This window comes from Aeromicrobium sp. Root495, assembly GCF_001426755.1.
In the GTDB taxonomy this organism is placed as follows: Bacteria; Actinomycetota; Actinomycetes; order Propionibacteriales; family Nocardioidaceae; genus Aeromicrobium.
On sequence record NZ_LMFJ01000001.1, the window covers coordinates 866,229 to 879,519 of the forward strand.

Genomic DNA, 13,291 nt, shown 5'->3' on the forward strand with positions numbered 1-13,291 from the left:
CCAGGGCAGCGGTGGGGTCAGACGTCGGTGACGACGACGTCGAGTCGGGTGCCGTCCTGCTCGACGGTCCAGCCCAGGTCGCGCCAGGCGTCGGCCAGCCCGTCGACGCTCCTGGCCTCGACGCCCTCGGTGATCAGAGCCCGCACGAGGCGCCCCTTGGTGGCCTTGTTGAAGTGGCTCACGATCTTGCGGACGCCGCCCGACTCGTGCAGGACCCGCACCGACGCCGTCCGTGGTGCCAGCGACGGGGACGGCTTGCCGAGCTGCACGTAGGTCCCGGAGCGCAGGTCGACCAGAAGACCGTCGCCCACCGCCTCGTCGAGCACCTTGGGGAGGACCGGACGCCAGCGTCCGGCGACCGCCCCGAGCCGGGGGAGCGAGACGGTGCCGCTGAGCCGGTAGGCGGGGATGGGGTCTCCGGCCCGCACGAGCCCGAAGAGTGCGCTCGCCACGACCAGGGTCTCGTCGGCACGCGCGCGGGTCTCGGGGTCGAGGGACGGCAGGTCGAGCTCGCCGAACAGGACGCCGGTGTACACGTCGCCGGCCGGCGCGCACGGGAGCTCGAGGAGGCGGGCGTCCGCCGCGATCGCGTCGGACTGGGTGGGTCCGAGACCGAGTACCTCGGCGGCCCGCCTCGGGTTGCCCGACGCGAGCTTCACGAGCGCACGGACCAGCTGGTCACGCGTGCGGTCCAGCCGCCGGAAGGAGAGCGACTCGAGATCGAGGACGGGGCCGGCCGCGGGTGCGGTCTTGCCCTCGGACGGTGGAAGCAGGACGAGCACCGACGCAGCCTACCGAGTCAGCCGACGAGGCTCGTCCAGGCCCACAGCACGGTCGCGCACAGCACCACGATGACGGGGGTGGTCAGGATCCCCAGGCGGTGGAACTCGGCCCAGGACACGTGCTCCCGTCCGCCCGAGCGGCTCCACAGCACGTTGGCGAGCGATCCCACCGCGGTGAGGTTGGCTCCCACGTTGACGCCCACGAGCAGCGCCAGCACCGCCACCGGCCCTACCGCGACGGCGGCGGGGAGAAGCAGGAGGGTGGCCGGCAGGTTGTTCACGACGTTGGCCGCCACCATGGCCAGCAGCGCCAGGCCCACGACGGCGGCCCAGCCGGTCGACGTGGGGACGAGTCCGTCGGCCCACGCACCGACCGACGTGGTGCCGACCCACAGCACCAGCCCGCCCCACACGACCACCACGACCGCGAGCGGCAGGTTGGCCGCGTCGAGGAGGTCGCGCCACGTCGTCGTCCGTCGGACCAAGGCGTAGGTCCCGACGAGCAGCGCCCCGGCGAGGCCGCACACCCAGGGTGGCGCTCCGCTGGCCACGCCGAGCAGGACGACCAGCACGACGGCGGCGGGGAAGAGGGGAGTGGCCACGGTCTCGGGCGGGGCCTCGGCCGGCGTCGGGTCGTGCCGACACCACCAGCGCACCACCAGGACCTCTGCGACCACGCCGACGAGCCAGACCGGAAGCATGAGCCAGGCGAACCGCACGAACTCGAGCCCGCTGGCGGTGAAGACCAGCAGGTTGGTCAGGTTGGAGATGGGCAGGAGGGTGGAGGACGTGTTGGCCAGTCGCACCGAGAGCAAGGAACCCCGGCGGGCCAGCCCCGCCGCCAGGAGCACCGGTGTCAGCAGGACGACGGTCGCGTCGAGCGTGAGGGCCACCGTGACCGCGGTCGCGAGCAGCGCGGCCAGCACGAGCCGGCGCTGGGGGGAACCCACCGAGGCGCGCGCGACGGCTCCGCCCCAGGCGTCGAAGAGTCCCTCGTCGGCGCAGGCCCGGGCCAGCACCGTGATGGTGACGAGGAAGCCGACGACCCCGACGAGGTCGTGCAGGTCGTGGCTCACCCGACGAGGCTAGACCCAGCCCGCACCCTCGGCGATCAGCAGGACTCCGAACACGACGAAGGCGGCCGCTGCTCCGTACTTGATGAGCTTCTCCGGCAGGTGCCGTCCGAGGACCGCGCCCACGAGGATCGCGAGGGCATCGGCGGCGACCATGCCGATCGTGCTGCCGATCCAGGTCCCGAACCAGTCCTCGCGCACGGCGAGCGTGATGGTGGCCAGCATGGTCTTGTCGCCCAGCTCGGCGAGGAAGAAGGCGACGCCGACGGCGAACAGCGCAGATCCGTTGGCGTTCTTGGCCTTCTCGGCCTCGTCGTCCGTGAGCTCGTCACCGCGCAACGTCCAGGCAGCGAAGACGAGGAAGGCGACGCCGGCGACGACGGCGATCGGGCCCTGGTACTTCTCGAAGCTGTTGCCGATGAAGTAGCCGATGCCCACCGACGCGAGGTGGACGAGCGCGGTGGCGGCGGTGATGCCGATGAGCACGTCGCGGGCCCGGTACCGGGTGGCGAAGGTCATGGCCATCAGCTGTGACTTGTCGCCGAGCTCGGCGACGAAGATGACAGCGGTGCTGAGCCACAGAGCGTCGAGCATGGGAGGAGCTCCTCATCACCCGGACGAGGAGCTCTGCATCAAGGGCAGACTTCGACCGGGATCGTCGTAGGACAATCGGTCGAAAGTCTCGTCCGCCGCTCGGATCTCTCCGGATCGGCCCGGTGCACCGGACTGCTCGATCGTGCTGAGCGGTCAGTATGTCGACGCACCTGTTGGGGACTACTCCCTTTCATGGATCAGCGTAGTCCATCCAGAAGAGCGAGCGCATCGTGACGTCGGTCCCACGGGACGACGAGGTGGTCGTGGTGGAAGCCGGCCAGCACGTTGCACGGAATCTGCGCCTCCGCGAGCACCGCGGAGAGGCGAGCGGTGACGCCCACCGCATCGAGCTTGGTGACCAGGTCGATCGTGATCCAGGCACCGACGAAGTCGTAGAGGAGGCCGTCGTCGTCGGCGTCGGCCTGCTCGACCACGACGGTGAGTCCCTCGGGCTCCAGCACGGTGGCGAGGGCGCCGGTGGCGTCGAACTCCGGCCTGACGATGGCGTAGACCACGGGCTCGGGGTGCAGGCGGGGCTGGATGGAGCCCGGGATCATCGCGTCGGCCATGATCCCAGGCTATCGGGCGAAGCCCTACACTGAGCAGGCGAATGAGTCGGCCGGGCGGCCGCGGCGAGCATGTCTCGTCGAGGAAAGTCCGGACTCCACAGAGCACGGTGGTGGCCAACAGCCACCCACGGCGACGTGCGGGACAGTGCCACAGAGATCAGACCGCCAGCGGCTCTCGCTCCTCGGAGCGGGAGTGCGGGTAAGGGTGAAACGGTGAGGTAAGAGCTCACCAGCGGTGTCGGCGACGGCACCGGCTCGGTAAACCCCACCGGGAGCAAGACCAAGAGAGTCTCTTCGGAGGCTTGCGCTGACGGGCTGCTCGTCCGACGTCAGCGGGTAGGTCGCACCGAGGCGTCCAGCAATGGGCGCCCCAGATGGATGGTCGCCCTCGACAGAATCCGGCTTACAGGCCGGCTCATTCGCACCACATGCTCTGACCTGCGCAAACGCGCGATCGTGGGGTGTGCAGTCCGCACACAGTCCGCACGGTCACGAGCTCAGCGCAACGGCACCACCTCCGAATCCTTCGAACGCGGCGTCTACCGCGGCCCTCGTCGTGTCGTCCGAGTCGGGCCACAGGTGGCTGTAGGTGTTGAGGGTCTCGCTCGCGTCGGCGTGCCCGAGGCGGGCCTGCACGACCTTCACGCTCTCGCCGTGACGGATCAGCAGCGAGGCGTAGAGGTGCCGCAGATCGTGGAACGTGACGCCCTCAGGGAGGCCGGCGCGCTTGCGTGCCGGGTGCCAGATCGTCTGGCCGAAGGACGACCGCCTCAGCGGCTCGCCGTCGACGTCGCCGAACACGAGGCCGTGCTGGCCGGCTGGGTGGGCGGCCAGGTGCGCGCTCAGCGTCTCGAGCGTCGTGCGGGGGAGCGGGATCGTCCTCACGCTCGAGCTCGTCTTCGTCGGCCGGAACTCCCACCCGGCGCCCTCGAGCGGCTGCACCTGGCGATCGACGCGCACCGTCCGCCGCAGGAAGTCGACGCGGTCGACCGTGAGGCCGAACGCTTCGCCCTGCCGCAGCCCGGTGCCGGCCGTGAAGAGGATGAGGGCGCGGAGGTGCTCGGGCACCTCGTCGGCTAGCCGGTCAAGCTGCTCCATCGTGATCGGGGTGACCTGCTTGCGCTCCTTGCGCGGCAGCTTCGTCGCCTCGCACGGGTTGGACGCCACGCGCCGGTCACGTACAGCTGCCTTAAAGATGCCGCTCACGACGCCGTGGATGACGTGCACCGTGGCGGGGGAGAGGTTCTTGGCCGAGAGCTTCGCGACCCATGCCTGCACCTCGCTCGGGCGGATCTCGCTCAGCATCCGGTCGCCAAGCCACGGGTACGCCTGGTTCTCGAGCGCGCTCTTCGTGCGAGCCTGCGTCGTCACCCGGTGCGGCTGGGAGGCCCGCCACTCCTCGGCGTAGGTCCGGAACGTCATCCGGCCGGCATTGGGATCGACGTACTGCCCGCTCACGATGGACGTCGTGACCTCGTCGAGCCACCGCTGGGCGTCGACCTTGCGGTCGAAGTGCTTGGCGTGCTCCTTGCCGGCGTCGTCGCGGTAGCGCGCACGCCAGCGGTTGTTCGGGCGCTTCGCGATGCTCTTACTCGCCATCGTCCCGTCGCCCTTCGCGCTCGCGTGCCAGGGCCTCGAGGGCCTCTTGCTCCATCTTCTTGAAAGGCTCAACCGGGACACTGGTCGCCAAGAGGATTGACCTGATGGCCTCGGTCTCTGCCTCGGTGGAACCGTTCTCTTCCGACCACGCGGTGACCATCTGGAAGAAGGGCTCCAGAGTGTCGGCGTGATGTTCCTGCACGAAGTGAGACAGCTTCTTGAATGCCTCGGACTGCCGGCGGCTAAGAGCGATGGACTCTTGGCGTAGGGATTCCCAGGTCTCAAAGAGGCTCGTGAGGCGGGAACTCATAACGACCTCACGCGGCCGAAGGAGGTCAGCGACTCGCAGCTCGAACGCCGCGGAGAACCCGAGCAACTCGTCGACAGTGATCCGCCGCCCACTCTTCTCGATCTTGTAGAGGGCTGACGCCTGAATCGGACAGCCGGCTTCCTCCATCCGTGAAGCCAGGCTCTCGTAAGTCCAACCACGGGACTCGCGCTCCATCTCGACGCGCCTTGCAAGGGTGCTCTCGCCAGCGATGCTGCGAGGTCTGTTCGGTCTTGGCATTCCCGCTCCATTCCTAAGTGGAAACGAGAGTAACCCGCTTGGGCTAGCCAACGCAAGAGCCCACGACCAACAATGTTCCTAAGCAACCAACGCACTTGGCCGGAAGGGAACGAGATGGACGAGTACATGACCACCGAAGAGGTAGCCAAGCTCTGCAGGACTAGCGCCGGCACCGTTCGCTACTGGCGGCATCACGGAACGGGACCCCGCGGGCTGCAAGTCGGGAAGCGGACCCTCTACGCGAAGAGCGAAGTCCACTCCTGGCTTGAGTCCAAGGTGCTGCAGGAGGCGGAGGCCGGATGACCTACCCAGGACATGAGAGAGGCCGCCCGGGCGAAGGGGCGACCTCAGAGTCTCAGCTGGCAACCGACGACTTCTTTCAGGATACGTCAGCAGACACTCCGCTCGCTCAGATGCGACGTCGGCGCGCTGCTGCCCTTCGTCTCCCTCCACTGCCCGACGGTCGGCGTGATCCGATCTTTGACCGCCGCCCGCGGGATGGTGCGGCATGACGTGGGCCGCGGCGGATGCTGCGTACTACGACCAGGAGGCGGCCCCGATCGAGGTCCCTGCCTGGCGCTCGCTCATCCTCAACGGAGCCGATCTCGACGCGACCACCTTCCCTCCGCTTAGGTGGGCGGTGCACGGGCTCATCCCCGAAGGCTTCGGCCTTCTCACTGGTCCGCCGAAGGCCGGCAAGAGCTGGCTCGTCGGAGGCTTAGCGCTGGCCGTCTCGGGGGGACAGCCAGCGCTTGGGAAGATCGCCGTGAACCACGCCCGCCCGGTGCTGTACCTGGCGCTCGAGGACGGCCCTAGGCGGCTTCAGGGCCGCTCTCGCACCCTCCTGGGTGAGGGCGTGGCGATTCCTCCACTGCTGGATTTCGTGACCCAGATGAGCACGGTCAGCCCGACGCACATCATCGCGGGCTGGCTTGAGGAGCACGGTCACCATGCACCGCTCGTCGTGCTCGACACGCTCGGCAAGGTCATGCCGGACGCGAAGGCCGGTGAGTCTGCGTACAGCCGGGACTACCGGATCGGCTCGCTGCTCAAGGGGCTCGTCGACAAGTACCCCGGCGCCACGCTCCTGGCCGTGCATCACGTCCGCAAGGCCGTGGGTGAGGACTGGATGGACTCGACGTCTGGGACGAACGGTCTGAACGGCGCAGCGGACTTCACGCTCAACGTCAGCCGCCAGCGCAACAGCGACGAGGGAATCCTTCGCGTGACCGGCCGCGACGTGCCCGAGAACGAGTACGCAGTCACCACGCGAGACGGCTCGTGGACGCTCGATGGGCAAGAGCTCGCCGACGCTGCTGCGAAGGCTCAGCTCACTCGCGAAACGTCAGGGCTCGGCGATCGGTCTGCCGAGATCGTGCAGTGGCTCAACGAGCAGCCGACCGCAGTCTCTCCTCGCGAGGTCGAGGAGGGCCTGGGCATCGATAACGCACGGATCTACCTCAAGCGACTGGTGGACCGTGGCTCGATCGAGAAGCTCGGTCGCGGTCTCTACAAAGGCGTTACAACCGTTACAAGTGTTACCGACGACGATCTCTCTCCCTCCGAAAGTTACACAAGTAACAGTTGTGACACCCCATCCCAGGGGGTGCTCGATGACTGACCGTACCGACGCCCTCGCCGTCCTCATGGGCAGCATCTTCCGGCTCGAGCAGGACGGCCAGCGCGTGCCCTGCGTCCGACCGACCATCGGTCACTGGTGGCTCGCTGACGACGACGAGATGCAGGACGCAGCCGTCACTGCCTGCCTCACCTGCCCCGCTCTCGATACCTGCCGCGGCTACGTCGCCTTGCATCCCGAGGACGGCGGCGTCTGGGCAGCCATCTACCCACCGCGGCGGGGACGCAACCGAACTGGGGCGAGTCGGTGAGAGCCCGCCCGACGTCAGCGTCTGTTCCTCGACTCGAACCAACCTGCGAAGACCAGGATCAGCACGACGCCTGCTGCGTACCCTCGGTCGTCGACGTAGGAGGGCCCTGTGTCATCGACGAGGGCAACCGAGAGCAGCACTCCGATCAGGACACCGGCGAGGATTCGGACAACCCACTTCACGAGGTCACTTCACGCGTCGTCATCGTCACGCCCCAGTTCGATCCACCACGCGACCGCGGCGAACAGACCGAACACCGCAAGGCCGAAGAACTTCATCCCTGGCCCGGGCTCGATGCCAAGCGCGAGGCCCGCGACGAACACCACGCCGGCCGCAACCACAGCAGCGATCCACGTGAGGACCTGCTGACGGTTCGGACGTCTGGACACCGTCCGAGAGTGCCAGCGCGAGGCGGGTTCCGCATCCCATCTGAAGCGGTGCGCAAGTGACCGCGCGTCGAAATCCCTACGTGCTTCGAGTGGGGCACGACAGTGCCGTGGTGCCGGAGCGGGTCGCCGCGCTGATCGAAGCCCGGACAAACATTAGCCAGCTTCGTGTGCAGCTCCGTGGGGTCGACCCGGAGGCCTCACAAGTGCTCGAGGCCATCCGCCTTCTCGCCATGTCGTGGGACCCGGCGTCGAGGTTTCCCGGGTCGGAAACCGGCGATGACGCCGACCGGAAACCAGCGTCAGAGTCGAGGTGGATGACAAGTGGACAGGTTGCCAAGGGGTTGGGCATCACCCCGCAGGCGGTCGGCAAGGCAATCCGAGCCGGTCGTCTGCGGGCCCAGCAGAACGATGGCGGCCGCTACGTGATCGACCGGCAGGACTACGAACACTTCAGAGCCGCGAGAGCGGCATGAGAGGACCAGAGATGACAGTCAGCGAAAAGGTGGCAAGCGAGGCCGAGTCGATCCGCAACTCGCTCGTGCGGACGGTGCGGGACCTGAAGGCGGACAGCGATCTTTCGGCTGACGGCCTTCGGCGCAAGATCGATGAGGCTCACGCCAGTGCGAAGGATCGGATGGACGCGTTGAGGGCAGGGATCCGTGAAGCTGCCGAAAGAGACCGCGACGCTGCAGCTCGGCGTGTACTGGCCGGCCGGCAGTCGATGACGGGAGCTGACGCCATCAGCCAGCGTGACGCGTCGGATAGGGCCTCGAAGCTCGAAAGTGCAGACGAGGCTCGACAGATGCTTGATCGGGCGACGGCCAACGGAGACCGCGCCCTGATCGGGGCCATTCTCTTCGAGGCAACCCAGCGAAACACAGGCCAGTGGGGCTCCGGCACATGGGCGAAGTTTCTTTACGAGACCTCCGAGAAGGATGCGTCGCTGAGGGCGGACATCGAGGCACTGGGCAACCGCACGTCCGGGTCGGGTCTTGAGGACGCGATGCACTTCATGCTGTCGTCTCGTTCCGAACTCGACTACCTCCAGCCGGCTCGGTGACCCCAGGGCGGGGTCACCCCTTCCACAGGTGACCCCGCACCTCCTGGCATTGGCGGCCTTCTCTCTACCGCTTTTTTTCCACCCGACCGGAGGCATAGCAGTGAATCCCACAGACACCAGAACTCGATCTTTCACCCGCTACGTGCGCGTCGTACCGGCCGACTACGAGCCTGCAAGCCAGCGCTGCACCGCGCAAGAAGGCTGGGACCGAGCGAACACCGCAGAGGATGGCTTGCGATCAGTCGTGGAGTCCGGGTTCGAGACACCCATCGCCCTCGCTGCGCCCGAACGCGGCTCGCTCGTCAGCATCGGCGCCGGTGGGGTAATCGAGAATGCCTTCGCTTGGATCGAGAATCCCGAGCGATCGGACCATAACCGGCAACTCATCCAGCAGCACACAGGCCTCGCTGCCCTCCGGCTCGTCATCAAGGGCGAGCGCTGGCAGACCGACCCACACAGCGACGAGTTTGCTGCTCTCGGCTCATGCCTCATCCACCGCGGTCGAGTCGTCAAGGTCTCCGCGGCCCACTGGCTGGTGCCAGTCGCCGACCAGGTGGCAGATCTCTGCGGCGTGCCCGTGGACGATCTCGAGTTCTTCGGCAGCGGAGGCCAACGTCCAGTCATCGAGTCGGCCGAGCCGGCGATGATCTCCGACGCGCTGCCTCCGGAGATCTGCGACGAGCTGATCGAACTTCACCGACGGTCCACTCCTACGCAGGAGGGACCGGGAGCACCCGAACTCGTCGAGGTGCCTGCGACCGAGCCGTGGATCTCTCGCGTCCCGAGTTGGTCCTACGCGCAAGCCCTCGGCGAGCACTACGGCCTGCCTGTCGCGTACTTGAACGTCTTCGTCCTGCGATACTTCCCCGGTGCGGCCCAGGACTGGCACATCGACAACAGCCCCAAGCAGTCGCAGTCACTCAACCGGACCGTGTCGTTCTCGGTCCACCTCTCGCAGCAGGGAGTGGACTACGAAGGCGCCGACCTCGAGACCGAGCACGGGACCTTCGCAGATGCAGGCCGCGGAGACCTCGTCGGCTTCACAGCCAAGACACTGCATCGCGTGACGGCGCTAAAGAGCGGCGAGAGGTACGCGCTCATCTGCTTCGGCTCGCACGACTGACGGTCATTCGAAGATCTGGAGGTTCGGAGTCCCCTTCGGACTGACCCAGGTGAATCTGCCCTTGAAGGTGAGCGAGCCGCCGTCGCCTCCTCGGAGTACCGCCCACCCCGCGGCGCGGAAGGACTCGTCGGACGCCTTCTTGGCTGCGATCATCTCGTCCCGTTCGGCCGTGGCATCGAAGACCACGACTCGCTCATTGGGCGCGATGTCCCCAAGATCGAGCGTCCTTCGCACGCCGGCAACGGTGACAACGCCTTCAACTCCGGCGGCCGGAGTGGTTCCAACATGTCGAAGCACAATCTCACCGACCTCCTGCTTGAGAACAAACTCGATGTCCGCGCGCTCGGTTGCCCTGTCGCGTTCCATCCGCGTGAGTTCCACGGAGTCCTCTGCCGCCGTGGCCGATCGCTCAGCTTCCGTCGCTGAAGTCTCGGCAGCATCGGCCGACCTTGCCGCTTCGTTCGCAGTCCGGCCATCGACGATGAGAGATACCAGGCTGATGCCTAGAGCCAACACGGCGACCATCAGCGCCACGATTTCCATGCCCGGAAGACTAGATGTCAGGCGGTCCAGGCCGCACAGAACTGTCATGCGTTTCACCGACGCTCTTGCTCGTACTGTCCGCTCCTTGTCTGACCTCCGACGATTCCGGGACAGGCGAACTGTCGCGGGACTAGGCTCGCGCCTCATGAAGCGCATCGCCCTGCTAGCCGTCACCCTCACCGCTCTCTCGGCGTGCGGAGGTGAGCCCGATGTCGTCGAGAAGCAGACGTCGAGCGAGTCGAAGTCCGAGAAGACCAAGCAGCCCGAGAAGGAGCAGGGCACGCTGATTGCGTCCGGCTTCGGGCAGAACAAGGACCGTGACTACGTCGGCCTGGCCGCCGTCGTGAAGAACAATTCGGACCACGCCGGCCAAACCGTCACGGTCTCCTTCAACCTTAAGAACGCGGCCGGCGAGGTCATCAACACCGAGTCGCAGGTCGACAGCTTCGGATGGCCCGGCCAGGAGCTCGCGGTCGTCACCGAGGCGGAAGCGAAAGAGAAGGTCGTAAGCGTCGAGGCGACTCTGCTCGTCGAGGACGAAAGCACATTCAGTGAGGTGGATGGCGATACAAGTGGCTACGCGCCCGTCGATGCAAAGGTCGCTTCGGACGAGTATGGCGGGACCGTCGCGAACATCAAGCTGACCAATCCCACCGGGGAGGTGCTCAAGAGCCCAGCAGTGAAAGCGATTTGCTACGACGCCGACGAGAACATCTCAGGCAGCGGCTACACCTTCCCGGAACTGATCGCGCCGAACGGTGTCTTTGCCGACGACTTGGACCTGCTGGTTTCACCGGGCACCAAGAGCTGCAAAATCTACCTCGCCCCGAGCAGTCTCTAGTCAAAGCCCGAGGTGGGTGGACTACTCCCCGGATCCGAGTAAGCCGACCCACTCGCAAGCCGCCTAGTCCGGTCAGTCGTCGCTGCACCTGGAGAGATATTCGGTGTCGATCTGGCTCGTAGACGTGTAGGAGTCGCAGAAGCTCTTGTCTGCGCGGTTGCTCTGGATGGACCAAATGGTGCCTACGGCGAAACAGGCCAGAACGATGATCGTGATGACCCCGGCCTTCGTCGCGTACCACGGCGTCTGTGCGGGTTTCGGAGTTGGCGCTGTGGCTCTCTGGAAGCTGCGGCTACCCATCGCGCCCTCACCGCATTGCCGACAGATCGCGCTGGTGCTGGAGATGAAGTGTCCGTTCTTGCAGATAGCCGCCACGGTGGGATCGTAGACCCCCTCACGCTCTCCAGGGGGTTTTTCTCTTCTCGGGGAGAGACAGCGCCAATGCCAGGAGGTGCGGCTGGTGGGGAGGGGCGGGGGGCCTCCCCCTGGGCCTATCCTGAGTTACTTCCAAGCGATGAGTCAGCCGCTAACGACACGCAAGAGCTTATGCGTGAAGGCGTCGAAGGTCCCGCGTAGGTAGTCGTTGCCCGGCAATCCGAGTGCCGGAAACTCGAACGCGCTGGACCCGAAGTTGAGCGTCAATCCCGCTGACCAACTCACGTCGTTGGAGAAGCCATCCCATTGCTCGAGGTCCGTGATGGCCACGCCGATCAGGTCGCTCAACGGCCGGACTTCTCCCGCTACTTCGTCCGGGTCTTTGCCACGCGGCGTTAGGTCCCATCCGGCCGGCCCCTCGCCGTAAACGCGCACGACGCTCTTTGGAAGCAGTACCCATGCGACGTAGGTAGATCTCCCTGCGGCCTCGCTTCGCTCAATGTAGGTGGCGAGGATCTCGGAGCCTCCGACAAGCGTCAGGGCTCGGAGGTAGATCGGGCGAGGCGGAAAGCTGTTGCCGTATCTGAAAGGTTCGACTCGTTCGCGTTCTGTAGGCGAGAACTCCATGGGCCGAGAGTAGGGCTCGCGACCGACAGAGTTCGGCGCGCCGCTTCCAGCGGCCTCCAGACTGAAGTACGTTTTCAAAGAGGAATGGAGAGTCAATGAAGCTGCCCGAAACTCCGACCGAATTCTGGCGTTCATGCCGTGACTGGAAGAGCGACTACGTCCCGCCCGAATTCGCCCTCATGGCGATGTTCGCTCTTACCGGCGGCGTCGAGCCGATCCGGGCGCAATTCGTCGAGATGAAGGTCGACGAGAATGTGACAACTTGGCATCTTGTGGCCGTGACCGAGAAATCCCTCGTCGAAGTTGAAGTAGCAGCCGATTCTGAATACTGGACTTACGATCACGCATTCGAGGGAACGCCGACCATCACTCGGTCTCGCGCCTTCCCGCTAGGGCAAGACTGCGCCGTTGACGTCGTGGCATTGACTCAGCAAGGCGTGGGATTCAACCGCAGCGACATCAACTGGGACGCCCAGTACGAGATCAACTTTGGCGGTACGTCGGTCGCTCTACCTAAGTGGGGTCGCCCACACAACGAGCCGGCGCGTACTCGGATCCAGAGTGTGGCGGACGCGGTTCTGCGACCCGGAATCTAGTCCTCTGGGGATACCTCACGAAGTTCGTCGAGTATGGCCTGCCCCATCGAGGTGAGACCTGAGACGTGGGCCCGGCCATCCCAATTGATGCTGGCGTCGAGCAAACCTTCGCCCTGAAGTCTGCGCAGCACCGGATCGGGGACGCCTTCCACCGCTTGGCTGACCTGCTGGGTGAGCGGCTTCTCGGCGCCGAAGGCGACCGCTCCCAAGTCGCCTTCTGACCTGGCCCGCTCCTCTGCGCTTGCGATTAACTCCAGGGCTCGGACGTGGACTGCCTCGAGTTGGGATATCACATCGACTGTTAGCGCTGACTCGTCGATCACAGCGCTGTCGATAGCAGCTTGCGCAACGGCTCGAGCGAGGGCCCGGCGCTTGTCTTCGTAGGCAGTCGCCGCGCCCGCCATGGCTGCGCGCATCAGCAGTGCGTCGAGGTCGGGGTTTGCTTCGAGCAAATCGCTCAACCTGTCCGACCCGCCGACCTCGCTGGCGACCTGGTTTAGAACTGCTTCCCCTCGATCGCTCCAGCGACGCGAGACCTGCGCCGACCACTTCAGATGGATCGGAGAAGGCGAGCCAAGGCCCACCTCAATGCCTGTAGTGATCTCGTTCTCGGCCATGCGGTGATCGTATGCGCCAAACTTTGGGTCCGGCGACCACGAAAAT

19 protein-coding genes and 1 other RNA gene are annotated in these 13,291 nt (G+C 65.9%); 9 read left to right on the top strand and 11 right to left on the bottom strand.

The window, feature by feature from the left end; translation table 11 throughout:
- Positions 1-17: 17 nt before the first annotated feature.
- The 4 genes from ASD11_RS04455 to ASD11_RS04470 all read right to left on the bottom strand — a co-directional run bounded on the left by ASD11_RS04455 (position 18) and on the right by ASD11_RS04470 (position 3,018).
- Positions 18-782: a YaaA family protein gene (locus ASD11_RS04455; RefSeq protein ID WP_056283851.1), complete on the bottom strand. Its 765-nt coding sequence runs from the start codon at positions 780-782 to the stop codon at positions 18-20.
- 17 nt (positions 783-799) lie between these two features.
- Entirely contained in the window at positions 800-1,858 is a 1,059-nt protein-coding gene (locus ASD11_RS04460) for an SLC13 family permease (RefSeq protein WP_056283854.1), read from the bottom strand.
- Positions 1,859-1,867: 9 nt separating this feature from the next.
- Complete coding sequence (locus tag ASD11_RS04465) at positions 1,868-2,449, bottom strand: TMEM165/GDT1 family protein (protein WP_056283857.1); 582 nt, start codon at positions 2,447-2,449, stop codon at positions 1,868-1,870.
- A gap of 197 nt (positions 2,450-2,646) precedes the next feature.
- Positions 2,647-3,018, bottom strand: a complete 372-nt coding sequence (locus tag ASD11_RS04470; protein WP_082554164.1) for an ACT domain-containing protein — start codon at positions 3,016-3,018, stop codon at positions 2,647-2,649.
- 42 nt (positions 3,019-3,060) lie between these two features.
- On the opposite strand from ASD11_RS04470, the gene rnpB reads away from it, so the two are divergent.
- An RNA gene (rnpB, locus tag ASD11_RS14110) (RNase P RNA component class A) lies at positions 3,061-3,440 on the top strand.
- 67 nt (positions 3,441-3,507) lie between these two features.
- Here the strand turns inward: rnpB and ASD11_RS04475 are convergent.
- Together ASD11_RS04475 and ASD11_RS04480 are read right to left on the bottom strand one after the other, a co-directional pair.
- Positions 3,508-4,617: a tyrosine-type recombinase/integrase gene (locus tag ASD11_RS04475; protein WP_056283860.1), complete on the bottom strand. Its 1,110-nt coding sequence runs from the start codon at positions 4,615-4,617 to the stop codon at positions 3,508-3,510.
- A complete protein-coding gene (locus ASD11_RS04480; RefSeq protein WP_156464584.1) occupies positions 4,607-5,122 on the bottom strand; it encodes a helix-turn-helix domain-containing protein in 516 nt (171 codons plus the stop codon). The genes ASD11_RS04475 and ASD11_RS04480 overlap by 11 nt, the downstream gene beginning before the upstream one ends.
- Positions 5,123-5,311: 189 nt before the next feature.
- Here ASD11_RS04480 and ASD11_RS18905 point away from each other — a divergent pair, with 189 nt between their 5' ends.
- The 3 genes from ASD11_RS18905 to ASD11_RS04495 all read left to right on the top strand — a co-directional run bounded on the left by ASD11_RS18905 (position 5,312) and on the right by ASD11_RS04495 (position 7,074).
- On the top strand, positions 5,312-5,488 hold the full coding sequence (locus ASD11_RS18905) for a helix-turn-helix domain-containing protein (RefSeq protein ID WP_442854192.1): 177 nt from the start codon (positions 5,312-5,314) through the stop codon (positions 5,486-5,488).
- A 205-nt stretch (positions 5,489-5,693) separates the two neighbouring features.
- On the top strand, positions 5,694-6,806 hold the full coding sequence (locus tag ASD11_RS04490) for an AAA family ATPase (RefSeq protein ID WP_056283867.1): 1,113 nt from the start codon (positions 5,694-5,696) through the stop codon (positions 6,804-6,806).
- Entirely contained in the window at positions 6,799-7,074 is a 276-nt protein-coding gene (locus ASD11_RS04495; protein ID WP_056283870.1) for a hypothetical protein, read from the top strand. Before ASD11_RS04490 ends, ASD11_RS04495 begins: the two co-directional genes overlap by 8 nt.
- A 191-nt stretch (positions 7,075-7,265) precedes the next feature.
- On the opposite strand, the gene ASD11_RS18025 is transcribed toward ASD11_RS04495, so the two are convergent.
- Positions 7,266-7,463: a hypothetical protein gene (locus tag ASD11_RS18025; RefSeq protein WP_156464585.1), complete on the bottom strand. Its 198-nt coding sequence runs from the start codon at positions 7,461-7,463 to the stop codon at positions 7,266-7,268.
- 110 nt (positions 7,464-7,573) lie between these two features.
- Between ASD11_RS18025 and ASD11_RS04500 the strand changes: the two genes are divergently transcribed.
- The 3 genes from ASD11_RS04500 to ASD11_RS04510 all read left to right on the top strand — a co-directional run bounded on the left by ASD11_RS04500 (position 7,574) and on the right by ASD11_RS04510 (position 9,646).
- A complete protein-coding gene (locus ASD11_RS04500) occupies positions 7,574-7,936 on the top strand; it encodes a helix-turn-helix domain-containing protein (protein WP_156464586.1) in 363 nt (120 codons plus the stop codon).
- 11 nt (positions 7,937-7,947) lie between these two features.
- A complete protein-coding gene (locus ASD11_RS04505; protein WP_056283876.1) occupies positions 7,948-8,523 on the top strand; it encodes a hypothetical protein in 576 nt (191 codons plus the stop codon).
- 142 nt (positions 8,524-8,665) lie between these two features.
- Positions 8,666-9,646, top strand: coding sequence for a 2OG-Fe(II) oxygenase (locus ASD11_RS04510; RefSeq protein WP_156464587.1), 981 nt, complete (start codon positions 8,666-8,668; stop codon positions 9,644-9,646).
- Positions 9,647-9,649: 3 nt separating this feature from the next.
- On the opposite strand, the gene ASD11_RS04515 is transcribed toward ASD11_RS04510, so the two are convergent.
- A complete protein-coding gene (locus ASD11_RS04515; protein ID WP_056283881.1) occupies positions 9,650-10,189 on the bottom strand; it encodes a hypothetical protein in 540 nt (179 codons plus the stop codon).
- A 145-nt stretch (positions 10,190-10,334) separates the two neighbouring features.
- On the opposite strand from ASD11_RS04515, the gene ASD11_RS04520 reads away from it, so the two are divergent.
- The gene (locus ASD11_RS04520) at positions 10,335-11,030 is read left to right on the top strand and encodes a hypothetical protein (protein WP_056283884.1); all 696 of its coding nucleotides are present in this window, start codon (positions 10,335-10,337) and stop codon (positions 11,028-11,030) included.
- A gap of 72 nt (positions 11,031-11,102) precedes the next feature.
- Here the strand turns inward: ASD11_RS04520 and ASD11_RS04525 are convergent, their stop codons facing one another.
- Positions 11,103-11,405: a hypothetical protein gene (locus tag ASD11_RS04525; protein ID WP_056283885.1), complete on the bottom strand. Its 303-nt coding sequence runs from the start codon at positions 11,403-11,405 to the stop codon at positions 11,103-11,105.
- A 144-nt stretch (positions 11,406-11,549) separates the two neighbouring features.
- On the bottom strand, positions 11,550-12,032 hold the full coding sequence (locus ASD11_RS18030; RefSeq protein ID WP_156464588.1) for a hypothetical protein: 483 nt from the start codon (positions 12,030-12,032) through the stop codon (positions 11,550-11,552).
- Between the two features lie 95 nt (positions 12,033-12,127).
- Between ASD11_RS18030 and ASD11_RS04535 the strand changes: the two genes are divergently transcribed.
- Positions 12,128-12,628 carry a hypothetical protein gene (locus ASD11_RS04535; protein ID WP_056283889.1) on the top strand — a complete coding sequence of 167 codons (501 nt, stop codon included), beginning with the start codon at positions 12,128-12,130 and terminating at the stop codon, positions 12,626-12,628.
- Here the strand turns inward: ASD11_RS04535 and ASD11_RS04540 are convergent.
- Positions 12,625-13,245 carry a hypothetical protein gene (locus ASD11_RS04540; RefSeq protein ID WP_056283890.1) on the bottom strand — a complete coding sequence of 207 codons (621 nt, stop codon included), beginning with the start codon at positions 13,243-13,245 and terminating at the stop codon, positions 12,625-12,627. The genes ASD11_RS04535 and ASD11_RS04540 overlap by 4 nt on opposite strands.
- Between the last annotated feature and the right edge of the window lie 46 nt (positions 13,246-13,291).

Excerpts from the sequence above, each read along its gene's own strand:
- ASD11_RS04475 (WP_056283860.1), bottom strand. The coding sequence starts at position 4,617 with ATGGCGAGTAAGAGCATCGCGAAGCGCCCGAACAACCGCTGGCGTGCG.
- ASD11_RS18030 (WP_156464588.1), bottom strand. The coding sequence starts at position 12,032 with ATGGAGTTCTCGCCTACAGAACGCGAACGAGTCGAACCTTTCAGATAC.
- ASD11_RS18905 (WP_442854192.1), top strand. The coding sequence starts at position 5,312 with ATGACCACCGAAGAGGTAGCCAAGCTCTGCAGGACTAGCGCCGGCACC.
- ASD11_RS04520 (WP_056283884.1), top strand. The coding sequence starts at position 10,335 with ATGAAGCGCATCGCCCTGCTAGCCGTCACCCTCACCGCTCTCTCGGCG.
- ASD11_RS04480 (WP_156464584.1), bottom strand. The coding sequence starts at position 5,122 with ATGGAGCGCGAGTCCCGTGGTTGGACTTACGAGAGCCTGGCTTCACGG.
- ASD11_RS04465 (WP_056283857.1), bottom strand. The coding sequence starts at position 2,449 with ATGCTCGACGCTCTGTGGCTCAGCACCGCTGTCATCTTCGTCGCCGAG.
- ASD11_RS04470 (WP_082554164.1), bottom strand. The coding sequence starts at position 3,018 with ATGGCCGACGCGATGATCCCGGGCTCCATCCAGCCCCGCCTGCACCCC.
- ASD11_RS04535 (WP_056283889.1), top strand. The coding sequence starts at position 12,128 with ATGAAGCTGCCCGAAACTCCGACCGAATTCTGGCGTTCATGCCGTGAC.
- ASD11_RS04495 (WP_056283870.1), top strand. The coding sequence starts at position 6,799 with ATGACTGACCGTACCGACGCCCTCGCCGTCCTCATGGGCAGCATCTTC.
- ASD11_RS04490 (WP_056283867.1), top strand. The coding sequence starts at position 5,694 with ATGACGTGGGCCGCGGCGGATGCTGCGTACTACGACCAGGAGGCGGCC.
- ASD11_RS04515 (WP_056283881.1), bottom strand. The coding sequence starts at position 10,189 with ATGGAAATCGTGGCGCTGATGGTCGCCGTGTTGGCTCTAGGCATCAGC.
- ASD11_RS04505 (WP_056283876.1), top strand. The coding sequence starts at position 7,948 with ATGACAGTCAGCGAAAAGGTGGCAAGCGAGGCCGAGTCGATCCGCAAC.
- ASD11_RS04540 (WP_056283890.1), bottom strand. The coding sequence starts at position 13,245 with ATGGCCGAGAACGAGATCACTACAGGCATTGAGGTGGGCCTTGGCTCG.